The 18,467-nt window shown below is 63.7% G+C and carries 19 protein-coding genes; 11 read left to right on the forward strand and 8 right to left on the reverse strand.

The features are described 5' to 3' along the window. Positions 1-1,008, forward strand: a 1,008-nt coding sequence (locus BP858_RS10845) for an SdrD B-like domain-containing protein (RefSeq protein ID WP_286879488.1), incomplete at its 5' end; no start/stop codon positions are given. A gap of 167 nt (positions 1,009-1,175) precedes the next feature. On the opposite strand, the gene BP858_RS10850 is transcribed toward BP858_RS10845, so the two are convergent. Next, the gene (locus BP858_RS10850) at positions 1,176-1,409 is read right to left on the reverse strand and encodes a hypothetical protein (RefSeq protein WP_014866388.1); all 234 of its coding nucleotides are present in this window, start codon (positions 1,407-1,409) and stop codon (positions 1,176-1,178) included. Positions 1,410-1,625: 216 nt separating this feature from the next. Between BP858_RS10850 and BP858_RS10855 the strand changes: the two genes are divergently transcribed. The 7 genes from BP858_RS10855 (at position 1,626) to BP858_RS10885 (ending at position 7,974) form a co-directional block, all read left to right on the forward strand. Then, positions 1,626-2,036 (forward strand): PaaI family thioesterase, encoded by a 411-nt coding sequence (locus tag BP858_RS10855; RefSeq protein WP_024265339.1) that lies wholly within the window; start codon positions 1,626-1,628, stop codon positions 2,034-2,036. 138 nt (positions 2,037-2,174) lie between these two features. Then, positions 2,175-3,770, forward strand: a complete 1,596-nt coding sequence (locus BP858_RS10860; RefSeq protein ID WP_048104474.1) for a CTP synthase — start codon at positions 2,175-2,177, stop codon at positions 3,768-3,770. Positions 3,771-3,774: 4 nt separating this feature from the next. Further along, positions 3,775-4,692: a glutamine-hydrolyzing GMP synthase gene (guaA, locus tag BP858_RS10865; protein WP_014866385.1), complete on the forward strand. Its 918-nt coding sequence runs from the start codon at positions 3,775-3,777 to the stop codon at positions 4,690-4,692. 7 nt (positions 4,693-4,699) lie between these two features. Further along, complete coding sequence (locus tag BP858_RS10870; RefSeq protein ID WP_062266378.1) at positions 4,700-5,824, forward strand: aspartate aminotransferase family protein; 1,125 nt, start codon at positions 4,700-4,702, stop codon at positions 5,822-5,824. After that, complete coding sequence (gene hisC / locus BP858_RS10875) at positions 5,808-6,866, forward strand: histidinol-phosphate transaminase (RefSeq protein ID WP_062261853.1); 1,059 nt, start codon at positions 5,808-5,810, stop codon at positions 6,864-6,866. The genes BP858_RS10870 and hisC overlap by 17 nt, the downstream gene beginning before the upstream one ends. After that, a complete protein-coding gene (locus BP858_RS10880; RefSeq protein ID WP_062261850.1) occupies positions 6,863-7,375 on the forward strand; it encodes an adenylate kinase family protein in 513 nt (170 codons plus the stop codon). The genes hisC and BP858_RS10880 overlap by 4 nt, the downstream gene beginning before the upstream one ends. Beyond that, the gene (locus BP858_RS10885; RefSeq protein ID WP_062261846.1) at positions 7,372-7,974 is read left to right on the forward strand and encodes a CDP-alcohol phosphatidyltransferase family protein; all 603 of its coding nucleotides are present in this window, start codon (positions 7,372-7,374) and stop codon (positions 7,972-7,974) included. The genes BP858_RS10880 and BP858_RS10885 overlap by 4 nt, the downstream gene beginning before the upstream one ends. Before the next feature lie 9 nt (positions 7,975-7,983). Here the strand turns inward: BP858_RS10885 and BP858_RS10890 are convergent, their stop codons facing one another. From BP858_RS10890 to nifS, 7 genes are all read right to left on the reverse strand, one after another. Continuing rightward, positions 7,984-8,469, reverse strand: a complete 486-nt coding sequence (locus BP858_RS10890) for a TspO/MBR family protein (RefSeq protein WP_286879489.1) — start codon at positions 8,467-8,469, stop codon at positions 7,984-7,986. Between the two features lie 111 nt (positions 8,470-8,580). Beyond that, on the reverse strand, positions 8,581-10,920 hold the full coding sequence (locus tag BP858_RS10895) for a PAS domain S-box protein (RefSeq protein WP_286879490.1): 2,340 nt from the start codon (positions 10,918-10,920) through the stop codon (positions 8,581-8,583). Positions 10,921-11,373: 453 nt separating this feature from the next. Beyond that, positions 11,374-11,649, reverse strand: coding sequence for a DUF1894 domain-containing protein (locus BP858_RS10900; RefSeq protein WP_286879491.1), 276 nt, complete (start codon positions 11,647-11,649; stop codon positions 11,374-11,376). Continuing rightward, complete coding sequence (locus BP858_RS10905) at positions 11,628-12,107, reverse strand: DUF1890 domain-containing protein (protein WP_074175031.1); 480 nt, start codon at positions 12,105-12,107, stop codon at positions 11,628-11,630. The genes BP858_RS10900 and BP858_RS10905 overlap by 22 nt, the downstream gene beginning before the upstream one ends. A gap of 2 nt (positions 12,108-12,109) precedes the next feature. Beyond that, the gene (gene fdhD / locus BP858_RS10910) at positions 12,110-12,853 is read right to left on the reverse strand and encodes a formate dehydrogenase accessory sulfurtransferase FdhD (protein ID WP_286879492.1); all 744 of its coding nucleotides are present in this window, start codon (positions 12,851-12,853) and stop codon (positions 12,110-12,112) included. Further along, positions 12,853-13,170, reverse strand: a complete 318-nt coding sequence (gene cutA / locus BP858_RS10915) for a divalent-cation tolerance protein CutA (RefSeq protein WP_062261832.1) — start codon at positions 13,168-13,170, stop codon at positions 12,853-12,855. Before cutA ends, fdhD begins: the two co-directional genes overlap by 1 nt. Positions 13,171-13,267: 97 nt before the next feature. After that, complete coding sequence (nifS, locus tag BP858_RS10920; protein ID WP_074175028.1) at positions 13,268-14,467, reverse strand: cysteine desulfurase NifS; 1,200 nt, start codon at positions 14,465-14,467, stop codon at positions 13,268-13,270. A gap of 114 nt (positions 14,468-14,581) precedes the next feature. Here nifS and BP858_RS10925 point away from each other — a divergent pair, with 114 nt between their 5' ends. From BP858_RS10925 to BP858_RS10935, 3 genes are read left to right on the forward strand one after another with little or no spacing between them, the layout of a single operon-like run. Beyond that, positions 14,582-15,730: an LL-diaminopimelate aminotransferase gene (locus BP858_RS10925; protein ID WP_286879493.1), complete on the forward strand. Its 1,149-nt coding sequence runs from the start codon at positions 14,582-14,584 to the stop codon at positions 15,728-15,730. Continuing rightward, positions 15,727-17,019 carry a diaminopimelate decarboxylase gene (lysA, locus tag BP858_RS10930; RefSeq protein WP_286879494.1) on the forward strand — a complete coding sequence of 431 codons (1,293 nt, stop codon included), beginning with the start codon at positions 15,727-15,729 and terminating at the stop codon, positions 17,017-17,019. Before BP858_RS10925 ends, lysA begins: the two co-directional genes overlap by 4 nt. 16 nt (positions 17,020-17,035) lie before the next feature. Beyond that, the gene (locus tag BP858_RS10935) at positions 17,036-18,322 is read left to right on the forward strand and encodes a nucleotide-binding protein (RefSeq protein WP_286879495.1); all 1,287 of its coding nucleotides are present in this window, start codon (positions 17,036-17,038) and stop codon (positions 18,320-18,322) included. Positions 18,323-18,467: the final 145 nt, after the last annotated feature.

The following is an 18,467-nucleotide window of genomic DNA, read 5'->3' on the forward strand; positions in this document are numbered from 1 at the left end:
CTGCCGGAGGGCTACACCTTCACGGCCGCAGACCAGGGCAGCGATGACACCCTCGACAGCGACGCCGACCCCGCGACCGGCAGGACAGAGAACTTCACACTCACCCGGGACGAGACAGAGGTCACCCGTGATGCGGGGGCCGTCCCTGAGCGTGCAACCATCGGCGACTTTGTCTGGAACGACACAGATGCAAACGGCATCCAGGACGACGGAGAAACCGGGTTTGGGGGCGTCACCGTGAGACTCCTGGACGCAGAGGGGAGCCCGGTCACAGACGATGCCGGAACTGCACTTGAGGCGACCACCGGGGACGACGGCAGGTATGCCCTGCAGGGAAGGGTCGGGCAGACCTACATCCTCGAGTTCGTCCTGCCTGAGGGGGTCGCATTCACGACGCCGAACGCGGGCGACGATCCTCTCGATAGCGACGCAGACCCGGAGACAGGGAGAACCGGACCGTTTGAACTCACCGGTGACGACCTCACCCGGGATGCCGGGGTGGTCGTAGAGGCCCCGCCCCCGCTGGAGCCCGGTATCGTCACCGGCACCGCCTGGGACGACACCAACGCCAACGGCGCACGGGACGCAGGTGAGCCCGGTATCCCGGGTCTCGGCGTGGAACTCGTGGGTGCTGACGGTGCACCGGCCGGCACGACAACCACGGGAGACGACGGCGGGTATACCTTCAACGTCGACGAGCCGGGAACCTACCTCCTCCGGTTTACGCTGCCGGAGGGGTTTGGATTCACCGCACCCGGATCAGGGAGTGACGTCGACCCCGCGACCGGCACGACCGATACGTTTGACGTTGCGCTGTCCGGGACGGTGACGCGGAACGCAGGGCTGGTCGAAGTGGTCCCAGAAGAGGAGGGCACCCCGCCGGTGGAAGAGACCATGACGCCGGAGGAGACGCCAATTACTCCAGAAGAGACAGAAACCGGTGAACAACCGCCTCCGGCAGACCTGAATGTAACGCCGGGGGAAGCGGAGACCGGAGAGGTGGTTTGAGCACCCCCATCCCTGCACTACTATTTTTGGTGGAGTTCGGCCCCGGTATCGCTCTCGGGGGGCAGGCCGGAGGGTCAGTCTGTTCATGCATAGCCGAGCACGCGGCGATCCGGCCCTCACCGGTCCCACTTGAAGGCCGCACCTCACGGGAGTCCCCGGAGAGCACGTCACTGGTGTTTCTCGACGTGCTGCCTGAGCGTCGTGCCTGGCCTGTAGCGGTCGGCGATATCGAGCGCTGTTGCGCGCAGGGCCGCGTGCTCGGTTATGCAAGCCTCCGGCGGCGCGGTCTTTCGGAGGATCATGGAGGTGTTCTCGGTGATCTGGATCAGTTCGGTGGCTATCACGGCGTTGAGCCAGACGAGATCCCGGAGCATCTCTTTGAGTTCTTCGTCCTGTTGCATGAATGTGAGATAGGAGGCGCCTCCACATCAACTGTGGTGATACGATGCCTGCCGGGTGGTTTGTGTCATTCTGGTGCAGTGCTCAACCGTTCCAAGACCCATGAGACGCAGCGAGAGGTCGCACGGGTGAAGCAGACCTCTCCCCAGAAGGGCAGCCCCATTCGTAACGCTTATCCCGGCGGCTCCCGAAATCTCTCGCAATCAGGTGTGAAGCGCGTGGGCTACATCGACGATATAAAACGGGTCGGAAGGGATGCCAATCCCTTCTTCACGATGATGGGGATTGTTGTAGATGAATTCGGGGACGGGCAGGCGCGCCTCTCCATGGATGTCAGGCCAGATATGCTCAACGGCGCCGGCTGGCTCCAGGGCGGGGTCTACGTGGCGCTTGCGGACGAGGCGATCGCGCTTGCGCTCTACACGCTTCTTGCCGACAACGAAGAGATCGCCACGATCGACGAGCACACCAGTTTCATAAAAGGCGTCAATACCGGGACGGTCACCGCCACCGGCAGGGTCATCAGGAAAGGGCGCCGGGTGGCGTTTGCGGACGGAGAAGTCAGGAGCGCAGCAGACGGTACGCTTCTCTCCCGGACGTCGGCATCGTTTGCCGTCATCGCAAGGTAACACCGCGGCGGAGACCCGACAGAATCCGGCATCCCGCCGGCGGCGATTCTGCCGGGAATGCCGGAACAATACATTCTCAATACCAAAGATCACATACATGAGATAGAGACTCTGGAACAACCGGAGGGGAACGAGAGTTTGAAGTATATCGTTGTAACCGGCGGCGTCATGAGCGGACTCGGGAAAGGCATCACCACCGCGTCCATCGGCCGCCTCCTGAAAAATCGCGGCTACGAGGTAACGGCAGTCAAGATCGACCCCTACCTGAACATCGATGCCGGCACCATGAACCCCGCCCAGCACGGGGAGGTCTTCGTCCTCTCCGACGGCGGAGAAGTCGACCTCGATCTCGGCAACTACGAACGGTTCCTGGACATCAACCTCAAGTCGATCCATAACATCACGACAGGGAAGGTCTACCGGAGCGTCATCGAGAAAGAGCGGCGCGGAGACTTCCTTGGTGCGACCGTCCAGATCATCCCCCACATCACCGACGAGATCAGGCACCGCATCAGCTGTGCGGCACGGGAAGAGATCAACGGCGGCAGGGTGGCTGAGGTCTGCCTGGTGGAGGTCGGCGGCACAGTCGGCGACATCGAGAGCATGCCTTTTCTGGAAGCAGTCCGCCAGATGCACGGCGAACTTGCGCCGGAGGATATGGTCCTGGTCCACGTCACCCTGGTCCCGGTGGACGCCATGGGAGACCTCAAGACCAAACCCACGCAGCACTCGGTCAAGGCGCTCCGGGAACTCGGGCTGCAGCCCGACATCATCGTCTGCAGGAGCAGCGAGGTGATCGGCCAGCAGACGAAGAAGAAGATATCCGCCTTCACCGATGTCCCGGCAAAGGCCGTGATCTCCGCAAAAGACGTCCCCGACATCTACCAGATCCCGGTGGAACTGGAGAAGGAGGGGATTGCGGAGGTCGTCTGCAACTACCTGTCCATCGAGAACAGGGAGCCGGACACCGCATGGTACCGGGTCGTCTCGCAGGAGTACACGAACCGGGTGACGGTCGCCATCGTCAGCAAGTACGGGATCGAGGACGTCTATATGTCCATCAAAGAGTCGCTCAAGCATGCCGGAAGAGCGCTCTCCACCGAGGTGGACATACGGTGGCTGGATGCAGAGACGTTCAGCCCTAAGGACCTCGCCGACGTCGACGGCATCCTGGTCCCGGGAGGATTCGGCAAGCGCGGCGTTGAGGGCAAGATCCAGGCGATCCGGTATGCGCGTGAGAACAAGAGACCCTACCTCGGCCTCTGCCTCGGCTTCCAGCTCTCGGTGGTCGAGTATGCGCGGCATGTCCTCGGTATCAGTGACGCCACCAGTGAGGAGATGGGGGCCGGGACACACGTCATCGCCATCCTCCCCGAACAGGAGGAGGTCTCAGACCTCGGCGGGACGATGCGTCTTGGGAACTGTAGCGTCACTCTCAAGGAGGGCACGATGGTTGCCGATCTCTACGATACGACCTCGATCGTGGAGCGGCACCGCCACCGCTACGAGGTGAACCCGGAGTTCATCAGCGGCCTCGAAGACGCCGGTCTCGTCTTCACAGGGACCTGTGGTGACCGGATGGAGGTCTGCGAACTCCCCGACCACCCCTTCTACCTCGCCACACAGTTCCATCCGGAGTTCAAATCGAGCCCGACAAACCCCTCTCCACCCTATATCGGCTTTGTGGCCGCGTGCAAGAAGAATAAGACAACGACTCAGGGCCAGGTGAAATAACAGAATGGTAAACGTTGAGAAATTTATCGATGAAGCGATCCAGCGGATACGGGATGCTGCCGGTGAAGAGAAGGTCGTGATGGCACTCTCCGGCGGCGTGGACTCGTCTGTCTGTGCAGGCATCGCCGCCCGTGCCATCGGTGATGCGCTCATCCCGATATACGTCGATACCGGCCTCATGCGGAAGGGGGAGACCGAGCGGATACGGTCCCTCTTCTCGGATATGAACCTCCGCGTCGTGGATGCAGGCGACGAGTTCTTTGAGGCGCTCAAAGGCGTCACCGATCCCGAAGAGAAGCGTAAGGTCATCGGCGAGAAGTTCATCAGGATCTTCGAGCGGGAGGCGAAGCGGACGGGAGCGACGATGCTCCTGCAGGGGACCATCTACCCGGACCGCATCGAGAGCGAGGGGGGCATAAAAAGCCACCACAACGTGGGAGGCATGCCCCTTGATATCAAGTTCAAGGACGTCATCGAACCGCTTGCCGACCTCTACAAGGACGAGGTTCGTGAGGTGGCAGGCGGGCTTGGGCTCCCGGCGGAGATCCAGCACCGGATGCCCTTCCCGGGGCCGGGGCTCGCCGTCAGGATGCTCGGGGAAGTGACGAGGGAGAAGGTCGCGATCGTCCGGGAGGCAAACGCCATCGTCGAGGAGTGCCTGGTGGAAGAGTTCCGCCCCTGGCAGTGCTTTGCGGCGCTCCTCGGTCTCGGGACCGGGGTGAAGGGCGACGTCAGGCTCCACGGCTGGATCGTTGCGGTCCGGGCCATCGAGTCCAGGGACGGCATGACCGCCGAACCCCTGCTCCTGCCCTATGACACCCTCACCCGGATGGTCTCCCGGATCACCTCCGAGATCCCGGGCGTCGCCCGGGTGGTCTACGACGTCACCCCAAAACCCCCGGCGACGATTGAGTATGAGTGAGAGAGATATGACAGAAGATTCACGGGTGCTTGATGCACGTTATTACATGCCCGCGTTCGGCCGGACGATGAAGGTCGTCCGCGGTGCGGGGTCGCGCGTCTGGGACGACCAGGGACGGGAATACATCGACTGTGTGGCAGGGATTGCGGTCTGCAGCACCGGCCACTGCCACCCCGCGGTGGTAGAGGCGATCTGCGACCAGGCCCGCCGTCTGATCCACTGCTCGAACCTCTATTACGTCCCAAACCAGGCGGAACTTGCAGAGAAACTTGTGGGGATCACAGGACTTTCAAAGGCGTTCTTCTCAAACTCCGGCGCTGAGGCAAACGAAGGCGCGATAAAACTCGCCCGCGTCAGGACAGGACGGGAGAAGTTCGTCGCGTTCGTTCACGGGTTCCACGGCAGGACCTGCGGGTCGCTCGCCGTCACCCACAAACCCGCGATCCGGGAGCCGTTCGAGCCGCTCTCGCCCGCCTGTACCTTCGTGGACTACGGGGACCTGGACGCCCTCGCAGAGGTCGTCGATAAGGATACCGCCGGGGTCTTCGTCGAGCCTATCCAGGGCGAAGCGGGCGTCCTGATCCCGCCGGACGACTTCTTCCGGGGCATCAGGGATATCTGCGACGATGCCGGCGCGCTGATGATCGTCGATGAGGTGCAGACCGGGATGGGCCGGACCGGGAAGTGGCTTGCCATCCAGCACACCGGTGTTGCCCCCGACATCGTCACGCTCGCAAAAGGGCTTGCAAGCGGGTTCCCCATCGGCGCGCTCGTCGCCCGCGAGGGGCTTGAGTTCGGGAAGAGTGAGCACGGGAGCACCTTTGCCGGAGGGCCGCTCGCCTGCGCTGCGGCGCTCGCCACCATCGGCGTCATCGAGGAGGTCCTCCCCGACGTTCCGGCGAAGGGCGAACGGTTCATAAAGGGGCTCAGTTCCCACAACCCACGGGGCCGCGGCCTGATGATAGGCATATCGGTCGGCGACCGGTGCCCTGAGGTGCAGCGGATCTGCGCCGAGAACGGGGTGCTCGTCAACTGTGCCGCTGACGGGAACCTCCGGCTGATCCCGCCGCTGGTGATCACGGACGAGGAGATCGATACAGCCGTCGGTGTCATCAATGCGGCGCTTGATTAGAGCGTGTTATGCGGGCGCGGCGGGGTACTCCTACGCCAAGTCAGCAGAGGATGTTGCGCGGGAGCACGGCATCGACCGGGTGGCTCGCCTCGCAAGCAACGAGAACCCCCGCCCGCCTTCGCCCGCCGTGATTGAAGCGGCGAGCAGAGCGCTCCAGGCAGCGAACCGCTACCCGGACACGCGGGCGGCGCCCCTCGTCGAAGCGCTCCGGCGCTACCACGGCGACTACCGGTTCGTCACCGGTGTGGGCATGGACGGCGTCATCGAGACGGTGATCCGGACGGTCGTCGAGCCTGGGGAGGCGGTGGTCGTCTCGACCCCGACCTTCTCCTTCTACGGGCTTGCGGCCGCGGCGCACGGCGCCCGGGTCGTGAGCATCCCCCGCCGTGAGGACTTCTCGGTCGACACAACGGCCTTCATCGAGGCCTGCCGGGGGGCAAAACTTGCCTTCCTCTGCTCCCCGAACAACCCCACGGGAAACTCGGTCACGCCGGAGGCGGTCGAAGAGATCCTCGAGGGGATGGAGGGGCTGCTCTTCCTCGACAACGCCTACGTCGAGTTTTCAGGCATCGACTATCGCCCTCTTATGCGGCGGCACGAGAACCTGGTCCTCGGGCGGACGATGTCAAAGATCTTCGCCCTCGCCGGGATGCGGGTCGGCTACGCCTTCGTCCCGGGGTGGCTGGAACCCTTCTACCACCGGGCGGCGACACCGTTTGCCTTAAACTCGGTCTCCCTCGCGGCAGCGGCCGCGGCTCTCGCCGACACCGACCGGGTGCGCGAGACGTGCGATCACGTCCGGCGGTGGAGAAGCCGGTTCCTCGAAGAGGTGCCGTTCCGTACGTTTCCCTCGGATGCAAACTTCGTCATGATCGATGTTTCGCCCCTGACCGGCGACGAGGCGGTTGAACGGCTTGCTGCAAAGGGCGTCCTTGTCCGGTCCTGCACCTCCTTCCCCGGGCTCGGCGACCACTACATCAGGGTCTGCATCGGTGAGGATTGGGAGAACGAGCGGTTCCTCGAGGCGGCGAAGAACCTATGATGGTGGGCATCACCGGCACGCCCGGCACCGGCAAGACATCGGTCGCGGCCGAACTTGAGCGGCGGGGCCATCGGGTCGTCCACCTGACCGATACGGTGCGGCCCTACATCATCGAGGAGGACCGTTGCCGCCAGACGCTGGTGGTGGACATCGACCGGTGGGCGGCTGAGTTCGAACCTCTCGATGGGATCGTCGAGGGGCATCTCGCGCATTACCTCCCCTGCGACCGGGTGGTGGTGCTCAGGTGCCGCCCGGACGTCCTGCGGCAGCGCCTGGCCCCCAGGAACTACCCCTCCGAAAAGATCAGGGAGAACGTCGAGGCAGAGGCGCTCGACGTCATCCTGGTCGAGACGCTTGAAGAACATCCGGGCGAACACATCTTTGAGGTGGATACGACCGCTCTCTCCGTCGGCGAGTGCGTAGACCTGATCGAGCAGTTTATCCGGGGAGAACTGCCATCATCCTACGGATCCATCGACTGGACCGATTACCTGGATCTTAACACATGACACTGGACCAGTTCAGACCGCACGTGCAGGGCATCGTCCAGCCCGTGGTGAACCTGATCCGGAAACTCGGGCTCACTCCGAACGGGCTCTCCGTTGCATCCTTTTTTGTATCGATACTTGCGGGTATCGCGTTCTACGCCGGCGGCGTCGTGCTCGGTGTCGTCATGGTCGCCCTCAACGCCGTCTTCGACGCGCTTGACGGAGCGCTCGCCCGGGACATGGGGGTAGCAAGCCCCCGCGGGGACTTCCTGGACCACGTCATCGACCGCTACGCCGATATCTTCATCATCACCGGCATCTTTGCAGGCGGGGCTGCGTCCTGGCCGATCGGTGTCTTCGCCCTGACCGGGGTCCTGATGTCATCGTACCTCGGCACCCAGGCGCAGGCCGTCGGGGTCGGCAGGTACTACGGCGGCATCCTCGGCCGGGCGGATCGCCTGGTGCTGATCATGATCGCAGGCGCGCTCACGATCCTGATCCCGGGGGAGATCTACGGCTTAAACTACCTCGGGTGGCTCCTCGTCATATTCGGCATCTTCGGGCACTACACCGCCTTCCAGCGGTTCGCCCACGTCTGGCGGAACATCGGGGACGAATAAGGCGCGACCTTACGGGTTCAGGGCGTAGATGCCGTAGGTGAGGTAGGCTGCAAAGGTCACCCAGAGGAGATAGGGCACGAGCAACGCCGCCGCCGGTATCGATACCCGGTAGAAGGCGCCGATCGTCATGAGGATTGCAACCCAGAGGAGGATGATCTCGATGAGAGCGAAGAACGGGGCCTGCAGCCCGAAGAAGAGGTACGACCAGAGGATGTTGAGGACCAGCTGGACAGCGAATATCGTCATCGCGACCTGCACGTTCTTCTGACCCCACCCCTTGCTCCAGACGAGGTAGAGCGCGATGCCCATGAGGATGAAGAGCACCGTCCAGACGGGACCGAAGAGCCACGCCGGAGGGGTCAGGGCGGGTTTTGCGAGTGCGGTATACCAGGTGGGAATGGCCGGCGTCGTGAAGGCCGACCCGACCAGCCCGGCAAGCAGGCAGACCGCGATCGCTGCGAAGAACTGAGTAACCCGGATGAACGCAGATGTCACGACGGTATATACTGAATCAGAACCCTTAAACCTTCTGGTACCAGGGCGGGATGTCAGCCCCTGCCACGACGAGGAGCGGACAGGACGGGGCCGCTTTCCCCCTGGCGACGCTCACTCGAACTCCTCCTCAACCGGACACCCGTCACCGTCTTCGTCTCTCCCGGAGGAGAGGACCTCACGAAGGGTAAACCTGAACGCCGCGCCGAGATCCGGCCGCCCTTCCACCCGGTCCTCCACCCGGAGAGTGCCGCCGTAGCGCTCGACGAGCGTCCGGACGATAAAGAGCCCGAGCCCGTCGCCGCACCCCTCGATCCATCCCCGCTCAAACAGGTGGAGGATCGACCCCTTCAGGGGGTCAGGTATGCCCGGCCCGGTATCCTCAACAGAGACCAGCACGCTCTCGCCGTCATAATCCTCAACCCTGATGGCGATCTCGATCCCGGGACCGCCAAGTTTGACGGCGTTGCGGATCAGGTTCGTGAAGACCTCAGGGAGGAGGTCGTCCGCCCAGACCTGCCGGGACATACCCTCGACCTCGATTGCAACATCAGGGAATGCTGCGACCTCCTCCTTGACGACGACATCAAGGTCGACCGGACTGAGATCGGGCGACTCATGATGGATGCGACGGATTGTGGAGACGTTCCCGAGGATCTCCTTGCTCCTGCGGACGCTGCTCTCGATCTTTCGCGCATACAGGGCAGCCTCTCCCTCCAGCATCTCGATGAGGAGGCCGGCGTAGAGACCCGAGACGTTCTCGGTGTTCCTGATGTCGTGCGTCATGATGTCCAGGTAGAGGTTCGCCTCCCGGTTCGCCGCCTCCAGCCTCTTGTGGAGCATGCCCTTCAGGATACCTGATCCGATCTCCTTGCCTATCGTCTCAAGCAGCGTCCGTTCCTCGCGGGAGAAGGACTCCTTTGTCCGGCTTCCGGCGTAGACCGCCCCGACAACAACCGCTTCCGCGATGAGCGGGATACAGGCGAGCGCCGAGACGTCGAGTTCCCTGAGTATGCCCGCCTCGATGGAGTTGAGGTCCGGGTGCCGCTCTATGTAGCGGGGCTGGCCGGCGACAAATATGAAGTTGAACGGCCAGTGGTGGATCTTGACCACGCGGTTCCGGGGCATGCATGACGGCGGCACGCCCCTCTGGTACTGTAGCAGGGCCCGTTTCCGGTCAGCATCGAGCATGTAGACGATGCCGACGTGAAACCCCATCAGTTCAACCGTCTTCTCAAGCGACTCTTCCAGGTGTTCGGCAAGAGAGAGGGATGTGGCAGAGACACTGATGATCCGGTTGAGGACCATGAGCTGTTCGCTCCGGATCCGGATCTCTTCCTCTGCCCGCTTTCGCTCGGTGATATCCATCACGCCGGCGATCGAGCCCCGGAACTCACCGGAATCGTCCATGAACGGGGACGCGATCAGCAGAGCGGTGATGCGGTCACCCTCCTTCCTGATGAACTCGCACTCATACTGCTCCCTGATGCCGTCTCTCCGGCGGGTCAGGCGGTCCTGTATTGTGGCGCTGCAGGAGGGAGGGATAAACGAGTGGAACGGTCTCCCGGTCATCTCTTCCGGGGCATAACCGAGCATCTCAGCCATCCGTGGGTTGACAAACGACGTGCAGGCATCCTGGTCGACCACCCATATCCCTTCGCTGAGACTCTCCACGACGAGCCGGTACTTCTGTTCGCTCCGCCTGAGCGCGAGTTCAGCCTCCTTCCGGTCGGTGATATCCAGCACCCCGGCAAGGCATCCTCCGAAGGCGCCAGCGGCATCGGTGACCGGCGATGTGACCACAAGCACGTGGACGCGTCTCCCGTCACTCGCGAGGAGGTCCAGTTCAAACTCATGCCTCTGAATCGTCTGCCTGCAAAAAGGGTTCCTAGTGCCAGAACCAGCGCCATCCGTGGTATCAAAGAATATGGAGATCGGCAACCCTATCAGGCGCCCGGCAGGGTAGCCAAGGATCTCTCCCATGCGCGGGTTTGCGAAGGTGATAACCCCGGCCTCGTCCACAGCGAGGACACCTTCGTTGAGGTTTTCGACCAGCCTCCGGTACATCGCCTCCGAGTGCCGGAGCGCAAGTTCCGCGCGCGTCCGCCCGAGCGCGTACCTGATTGACCGGCAGAGCAGTTCCGCATCAATCCTCTCCCGGGCCAGGTAGTCCTGCGCGCCGTGCTGCATCGCACGGAGCGCGGCCCGGTCGTCCCCCTCCGCGGTGAGCACGATGATCGGAACCTCGGGCGCCGTCCGGCGCAGGCGGTCAAGGCAGGTTGTCGCCTGGTTTTCCGGGAGATCTAGGTCGAGGAGCACCACCTCGACCGCGCCGCCCGATGCAAGGGCAAGCCCATCCTCGAAGCGCTCGCAGTGGATCAACTCAATCTCGCGTCCGCAACCCCTGAGCATCTCCTGGATGCTCAAAACGTCGCCGGGACTTGCCCCGATCAACAAAACTCTCAATGATCCGCTCATGGTCTCACTCGCATCCGGGGCCCGGTACCCGCCCGTATCGGTTGTAAACTCTGCTGACCCGGCTCGCCGCGGGCATGACCGCACGCGGCCAGGTTCTCACTATTTGTAGTACCGCCCTCGGGGAATTTATACCTCATTCTTTGGGCGTGCCCGTCGCACCAGATCGGGGGCCGCCCCTCGCCTACCGGGAGAGGATACAGCACAGACCACAGCACAGACCACAGCCGCACCGCCGACCGGCGAGCCGGCGCCTGAATTCCCGCTCGGGACGGTCGCCCTCATAGCTGGGGCCATCCTGGTGCTCGCCGCCGGCGGCTACCTGGTCCGGCGCTGGTGGATCAGGAGGCAAAACCCGGCGCTGTTCATGGACTACAATTGATGCGGCGCGATAGAGCGCCCACCTTTTTTTTAAAAAGAGATATTGAGGGGTTACTTCTTCCTCGCCCGCAGGCGCGCAATTTCCTCGCCGCCCGGGACCCTCACCACAAACGTCCCGTGGCAGGGCTTGGTGTAGGGAAAGATGAGATCCTCGCCCTCAACGCCGACGTAGAGCGGCGCAACACCGATGATATGGACATCGAATATCTTGTAGCCGGGTTCGACCTCGTGGTACTCCCGGACATTCTTCTTAATATACTCCCGTGCCTCCCGGAAAGAGGATCCTGAGAGTATGATCTCTGGTTTCAGCGCTTCGAGACAGCCCATTGCATCACCTCGTCAAGTCTCCGTTTCAGCGGCATGGGGTTGTGAACTGCCTTCGCCGCGATGACCTCGCAGGGGAACTCAATCTCACCGACAAGGTCTTCTGCATGCTCCCCGAAGAGGAGCGCGTACAGCCGTGCCCGGGATATGTAGGCCATCGTCCCCGCGTAGGCAACACCCGAGTCGTTATGGATGAAGACGAAGCAGAGGTCAAAGTCCCGCACCTTCCCCGTGATCTCGTCGATTGTGGCATCAAGGTCAGCCATCTCACCCAGGTAGTGCCGGCCCGGGTCAGCCACCTCCATCAGTCTTCGTGCCGCCGTTGTCCCGGCAACCACCGGCCGTATGCCCTGCTGCGAGAGGCCGTGCACCAGGTAGAGCGCCATACTCGTCTGGACGGGCACCTGCGGGCACCCGAGCAGGATCAGCGCAGTCTTCTCGCTGGTATTCTTCTCACTCATGTTCAGGCCTTCTTCACCTGTGAATAGACATCAGGCACCCGCTCTGGGTGCGTGTAGATCGTGAACCGCTCCCCCCGCGAGAAGCAGATCAGGGTGAGCCCTGCCCGCTCTGCCGTGAGGATACCCCGGTCGGTCGAGGCGGCGCGTGATGCGACAATAGGTATCCCGGCGTTCGCCGCCTTCGCCACCATCCCCGCCGGCTGCCTGCCGGTGCACCCGAGAACACATGTCGACCGGTCAATCCCGTGGAGGGCCGCGTAGCCCACGACCTTATCGACGGTGTTGTGCCTGCCGACGTCGCAGGCCCGGGTGATAAGTTTCCCGTCACAGAAGAGGACCGAACAGTGGACGCCGCCGGTCCTCCGCCAGGTATCGGACTCGATCGCGGCCGTGACCGCCCGGATGCCGTCCGCAGTGACGGTGTTCGACGAGGAGACCGCTTTAGGCTCGCCGAGCACCCGGTACCCCCCGGACGACTCCACCTCAAGGTGGACGTCTCTCTCGACCGGGGCGGTGACGTAGATGTCCTTTCCCGAGACCTCCACCGAGTCGACCTCGTCAGCCAGCCCCTCGCAGATGACAAACCCGGCTCCCAGGTCGGCGAGACGGTCGAGACATGCCACCAGGGTCGTGAGATACTCGCCGTTCAGGAAGAGCCTGATACAGTCCTCAACGATGATGTCGTCGTGGACCTCACGCGCGCCGTCGCCCGTAACCTGGATCCCGGCGCGGCAGACGATCTCCATCAGGCTGTCTCCTCCCCGATCCAGTCGAGGAAAGGGGCGTAGCCGCCGACGATGGGCATGGCGATGATCTCAGGGGTTTCGTAACTGTGGAGTCCCCGTATCCGGGCGATGAGCTGGTCAAGCAGGCGCTGCTGCGTCTTGACGATCAGGAGTTCTTCGGGCTCGCTCGAGACCGTCCCCTCCCACCGGAAGCAGGACTGCACGCCGGTAACGTTCACGCAGGCAGCCAGCCGGGCATCGACGAGCGCTTTTGCGATCGTCCCTGCCTCCCCGGCCGGGGCCGTGCAGAAGACCACAATATATTCCGGGAGAACCATGGTTTTACCTTCGTATTGCCTGTATTTAACTTGTGGCAGTCATCGACCGCGGTCCAAATGGCGTCGCGGGCGATTGACCGCCGACATCAGCCACACGTCACTCGACCTCCGGCATCCGGGCGCAGGCAGGCGTCAGCGGCGATATCTGCCGCAGCCGCCCGATCACCTCCGGCAGCACGGAAAGGACATGGTCAATATCTTCTCCCGTGTTGGCATCGCCGAGCGTCAGCCGGAGCGAGCCGTGCGCCTCCTCGTGGGGGAGCCCGATAGCGAGCAGCACGTGTGAGGGCTCAAGCGACGCCGAGGAGCAGGCGCTCCCCGTGGATGCACAGATACCATGCGCATCGAGCAGGAGGAGGATCGACTCGCCCTCGACATACCTGAAACTGAAGTTCGCGTTGTTCGGGAGCCGCTCTTTAGGGTGACCGTTCAACCGGGTGTCCGGGATCGAGCCAAGGACTCCACGGACCAGGCGGTCCCGCATCGCGGCTATCCGGCGGTTGTGCCCCTCGATATCGGCGGTCGCAAGTTCGATCGCGCGCCCGAGTCCGACGATGCCGGGGACGTTCTCGGTCCCGGCCCGCCGTCCCCGTTCCTGTCCGCCGCCGTGGACCAGGCTCTCGATCCGCGTCCCCCGCCTGATGTAGAGCGCTCCGATCCCCTTGGGGCCGTAGAACTTGTGGGCCGAGAGCGAGAGGAGGTCAATCCCCATCGCGTCAACATCGATCGGCACCGCGCCAACTGCCTGCACGGCGTCGGTGTGGAAGAGGACGTCGTGATCATGCGCGACCCGGCCGATCTCCGCGACCGGCTGGATGGTCCCGATCTCGTTGTTTGCGGTCATCACCGAGACGAGGATGGTCCGGTCGGTGATCGCGTCCTCGAAGTCGGCCGGGTCAACGCGGCCGAACTCGTCGACCGGGAGATAGGTGACCTGGTAGCCCTGCTTCTCCAGCGCCCGGCAGGGGTGGAGAACGGCGTGGTGCTCGATCGTGGAGGTGATGATATGGTCCCCGCGCTTCCGGAGGGCTGCCGCCACCCCCTTGATCGCCCAGTTGTCAGCCTCACTGCCGCCGGCGGTAAAGGAGATCTCCTCCGGCTCCGCCCCAAGGGCCGTCGCAACCCGGGCCCGGGCCTCTTCCACGCCCTCCCGGGACGTATGGGCAAACCGGTAGAGAGACGAGGGGTTGCCAAAATACCGGGAGAAATACGGGGTCATCGCCGCGAGGACCTCGGGTTTTGTGAATGTCGTCGCCGCGTGGTCCATGTACACGGTGCGTTGATCCTGATCGCTCATATCGGTACAGCGTTTGATCTGGAACTCTATCAGCGTTACCGGTCCGGGGGCGGAGAGGAACCCGCCCGCCTCAAGTAAGAAAATAAATAGGCTCCCGGGCGCAATATTCTGGTAATGTACGCAAGACGCATGGATCACCTTCCACCATACCTTTTCGCACGTATTGACGAGATGAAAGAGGAGAAACTGCGCCAGGGAGTCGATGTCATCGATCTCGGCGTCGGCGACCCCGACCTCCCCACCCCGCCGCATATCGTGGAAGCGCTCTGCACCGCAGCCCGCGACCCGGCGAACCACCATTACCCCTCCTACACCGGCATGCTCGCCTACCGCGAGGCGGTGGCTGAGTGGTACCAAGGCCGGTTCGGGGTCGACCTGAACCCGAAGAAGGAAGTGCTCGCCCTCATCGGGTCAAAGGAGGGCATCGCCCACATCGCCGAGGCCTTCGTCAACCCGGGCGAGGTCGTCCTGGCCGCCGACCCCGGCTACCCCGTCTACAAGACCTCCACGCTCTTTGCCGAGGGTAAGGTCTACGAGATGCCCATCCGCGCCGAGAACGACTTCCTCCCGGTGCTCGATGATATCCCCGCCGATGTGGTGAAGCAGGCAAAACTGCTCTTCATCAACTACCCGAACAACCCCACCGCGGCCATAGCCCCGCTCTCGTTCTTCGAGGAGGTCGTCGAGTTTGCGCGGGAGCACAACATCGTCGTCGTCCACGACAACGCCTACTCCGAGATCACCTTCGACGGCTACCGGGCGCCCTCGTTCCTCGAGGCTGACGGCGCCATGGAGGTGGGCGTCGAGATGCACTCGCTCTCAAAGACCTACAACATGACCGGGTGGCGGATCGGGATGGCCTGCGGGAACCCCGAGATCATCGCCGGGCTCGGCCGGGTCAAGACGAACGTCGACTCGGGCGCATTCAACGCCGTCCAGCACGCCGCTATCGCGGCGCTCACCGGCCCCCAGGACTGTGTCGGGCAGGCCTGCTCAGTCTACCAGGAGCGCCGGGACGTGCTTGTCGCGGGCCTCTCCGAGATCGGGTTTGACGTCCGGGCGCCGAAGGCCACCTTCTACGTCTGGGTGCCGGTCGACGACTGCATGGCGTTTGCCGCAAAACTCCTCGACCAGGCAGGGATCGTCGCGACCCCGGGGGTGGGTTTCGGCAGGAACGGCGAGGGGTTTGTCAGGTTCGCCATCACCCGCTCGATCGAGCGGATCACCGAGGCAGTGGACCGGATGCGGGGGCTCGACCTGTGATCCTCCCCCCTCACCTCACGGTCAGGGGCGGGCATCTCCACATCGGTGAGCACGACACGGTGGACCTCGCAGAGCGGTTCGGCACCCCGCTCTACGTCACCGATGAGGTGCGGATCCGCGAGAACTTCCGGCGCCTCTCAGGGGCGCTCACAGCCCATTACCCGAAGGTCAGGGTGCTCTACGCTGCAAAGGCGAACGGCAACCTGGCGATATTCCGGACGCTCGCGTCGATGGGCGCCGGGGCCGATGTCTTCTCTGCCGGGGAACTCACCCTCGCTCTCGCGGCCGGGATGCGGCCCGAGTCACTCCTCTTCAACGGGAGTTCGAAGAGCCCCTCAGACCTCGCCCTCGCGGTCGAGAAGGGCGTCCGGGTCTCGGTGGACTCGCTCGACGAACTCCGGCAGCTCAACGCGGCAGCCGGAGAGGCGGGGAAGACCGTCGATATCGCCTTCCGCGTCAACCCGGCCATCGACGTCCCCACCCATCCAAAGATCGCGACTGGCCTGGCCACAAGCAAGTTCGGCATCCCGGCGGGAGAGATCCTGGACGCCTACCGCCACGCGCTCGCCGCCGAACACATCAACCCGGTCGGCATCCACTGCCACATCGGCTCGCAGATCCTTGACGTCGAGCCCTTCGCCCATGAGGTCGAGGTGCTGATCGGGGTCGCCCGCGACCTCATCGATATCGGGGTCGATCTCTCGTTCATCGATATCGGGGGCGGTCTCGGCATCCCCTACCGCCGGGAGACCGACCGCGCCCCGGCACCGGAAGACTACGCGGGAGCGGTCATGCCGGTCTTCCTCAACGGCATCCACGACCTCGGGATCGAGCCCGAACTCTGGGTCGAGCCGGGCAGGTGGCTCGTCGCCGACTCTACGGTCCTGCTTGCGCGGGTGAACTCGGTCAAGACCGCCCATACGACGTTTGCCAACGTCGACGCCGGGTTCAATCTGCTGGTCCGCCCGACGATGTACGACTCCTACCACGAGGTCGTCGCGGCGAACAAGGCTGACGCGCCCGCGGTGCGGGAGTACTCCATCGCGGGGCCGATATGCGAGACCGGGGATATCCTCGCAAAGGACAGGATGCTCCCCGATCTTCGCGCCGGCGACATCATCGCGGTGCTGGATGCCGGGGCCTACGGGTTTGCGATGTCGTCCCAGTATAACAGCCGCCCCCGGTGCCCCGAGGTGATCCTCTCAGGCGAGAACGCGGCACTGATGCGCCGGGCCGAGATGATCGACGACCTGACCGCCCCCATGGCAGTCCCGCCCTGGCAGGCGTAGGAGCGAGAGAGGCAGCGTGAAGTTTCACTACCTCCTGGTCGACGACCTTGTAGGGAAGGAGGAGTTCGAGCGCCGGGTCGAGGAGAAGGTGGCGGGGTCGGGCGACCTGCTGGACGAACGGACAGCGGCGATGCTGGTCGTCAAAGACCTCGGGCGGGCGCATATCAGGGTACGCGACCTCCCGGCGGCCTCAAGCCTGGTATGCTTCTTTGCAAAGGTGCTCTCCGTCGGGGAGCCGAAGGAGTTTGAGCGCCCTGACGGCACGACCGGGCTTGTCGCGAACGTGATGGTGGGCGACGAGACCGGAAAGGCGCGGCTGACCCTCTGGGACGAGAAGGCCGGCGCTGTCCACGAACTTGAGCCTGGGGATGTGCTTGAGATCCTCGGCCGGCCGAAGGGCGGCGGGAGACTCCCCGACGTCACCGCCGTCGCCGTCCAGGAGGCGGCGTGCGAGATCTCCTGCCCAGAAGAGACGGATGCCTCCGTGCTCCCCGAACCGGGAGGAGACCTCGAGGTCAGGATCATCGCCGCCGAGAGCCCGCGGACGTTTACCCGGCGCGACGGGAGCACCGGCGAGATGGTCGAGGCGGTGATCGGGAACGAGACCGGCGTCTTCCGGCTCGTCGCCTGGGCGCCGGACGTCCTTCTCGGGATGGAGGCAGGGACGAACGTCGTCATCCACGGCGCCGTTCCCCGCGAAAATGACCAGGGCATCGAGTTCAGCCTCGGCGAGGCGGGGTCTGTCTCGCCCTCCGACCGGGAGATCACCGTCCCGATGGATACCGTCGCGGATGTGGAAGAGGGGGGGTCGTACTCGCTTGCCGGGACGATCCAGAGCATCCAGCCACCCCACTCGTTCATCGCGCGGAGCGGGAGGCAGTCCTCGGTCCGCAACCTGGTCGTCGCCGATGAGACCGGGGAGATGCCGGTCGTCATCTGGGGCGAGAAGGCGGAGGAGCACCTGGTTCCCGGGGACCGGATCGAGGTCTACAACGCAGGCGCCCGGCGGGGGCGCTACGGCGACCTCGAACTCCACCTTTCCTGGGGGAGCGCTCTTGTCGTCCTCGCCGAAGAGGAGAAGGAGGTGGAAGTCGTTGGGACGATCATCGCCACCGCACAGGGAGTCTGCATCGATACCGGCGATGCCTGCTTCCTCCTCGCCGAACAGCTGCCCGTCGGGTACGAGGTGCGCGTCAGGGGCACGGTGCACCGGGGCGTGATCACCATCAGCCATATGGAGGCCGCGCCCCCTGATCCGGAAGACCTGCAGCGCCGCCTGGATCACTTCTCCAGGAGACCCTGATCCCGGGTCTTCACTTTCACACCGCACGGCGAGCGACCTTTATGTCTCCTGTCATACACTCTTAGTGTATACGCGGTAGAACATGCACAAGAGATCAAGTGAGGAATAAGATGTCAGAGATTGATCTTGAAGATTTACCAGGCGT

This window comes from Methanoculleus sp. UBA413, from assembly GCF_002502935.1.
Lineage (GTDB): Archaea > Halobacteriota > Methanomicrobia > Methanomicrobiales > Methanoculleaceae > Methanoculleus > Methanoculleus bourgensis.

Bases quoted from the DNA above. Each gene is read 5' to 3' on its own strand.
- BP858_RS10885 (WP_062261846.1), top strand. From the start codon at position 7,372: ATGACACTGGACCAGTTCAGACCGCACGTGCAGGGCATCGTCCAGCCC.
- BP858_RS10850 (WP_014866388.1), bottom strand. From the start codon at position 1,409: ATGCAACAGGACGAAGAACTCAAAGAGATGCTCCGGGATCTCGTCTGG.
- BP858_RS10900 (WP_286879491.1), bottom strand. From the start codon at position 11,649: ATGGGCTGTCTCGAAGCGCTGAAACCAGAGATCATACTCTCAGGATCC.
- cutA (WP_062261832.1), bottom strand. From the start codon at position 13,170: ATGGTTCTCCCGGAATATATTGTGGTCTTCTGCACGGCCCCGGCCGGG.
- BP858_RS10870 (WP_062266378.1), top strand. From the start codon at position 4,700: ATGACAGAAGATTCACGGGTGCTTGATGCACGTTATTACATGCCCGCG.
- BP858_RS10925 (WP_286879493.1), top strand. From the start codon at position 14,582: ATGTACGCAAGACGCATGGATCACCTTCCACCATACCTTTTCGCACGT.
- hisC (WP_062261853.1), top strand. From the start codon at position 5,808: ATGCGGCGCTTGATTAGAGCGTGTTATGCGGGCGCGGCGGGGTACTCC.
- guaA (WP_014866385.1), top strand. From the start codon at position 3,775: ATGGTAAACGTTGAGAAATTTATCGATGAAGCGATCCAGCGGATACGG.
- fdhD (WP_286879492.1), bottom strand. From the start codon at position 12,853: ATGGAGATCGTCTGCCGCGCCGGGATCCAGGTTACGGGCGACGGCGCG.
- nifS (WP_074175028.1), bottom strand. From the start codon at position 14,467: ATGAGCGATCAGGATCAACGCACCGTGTACATGGACCACGCGGCGACG.
- BP858_RS10905 (WP_074175031.1), bottom strand. From the start codon at position 12,107: ATGAGTGAGAAGAATACCAGCGAGAAGACTGCGCTGATCCTGCTCGGG.
- BP858_RS10880 (WP_062261850.1), top strand. From the start codon at position 6,863: ATGATGGTGGGCATCACCGGCACGCCCGGCACCGGCAAGACATCGGTC.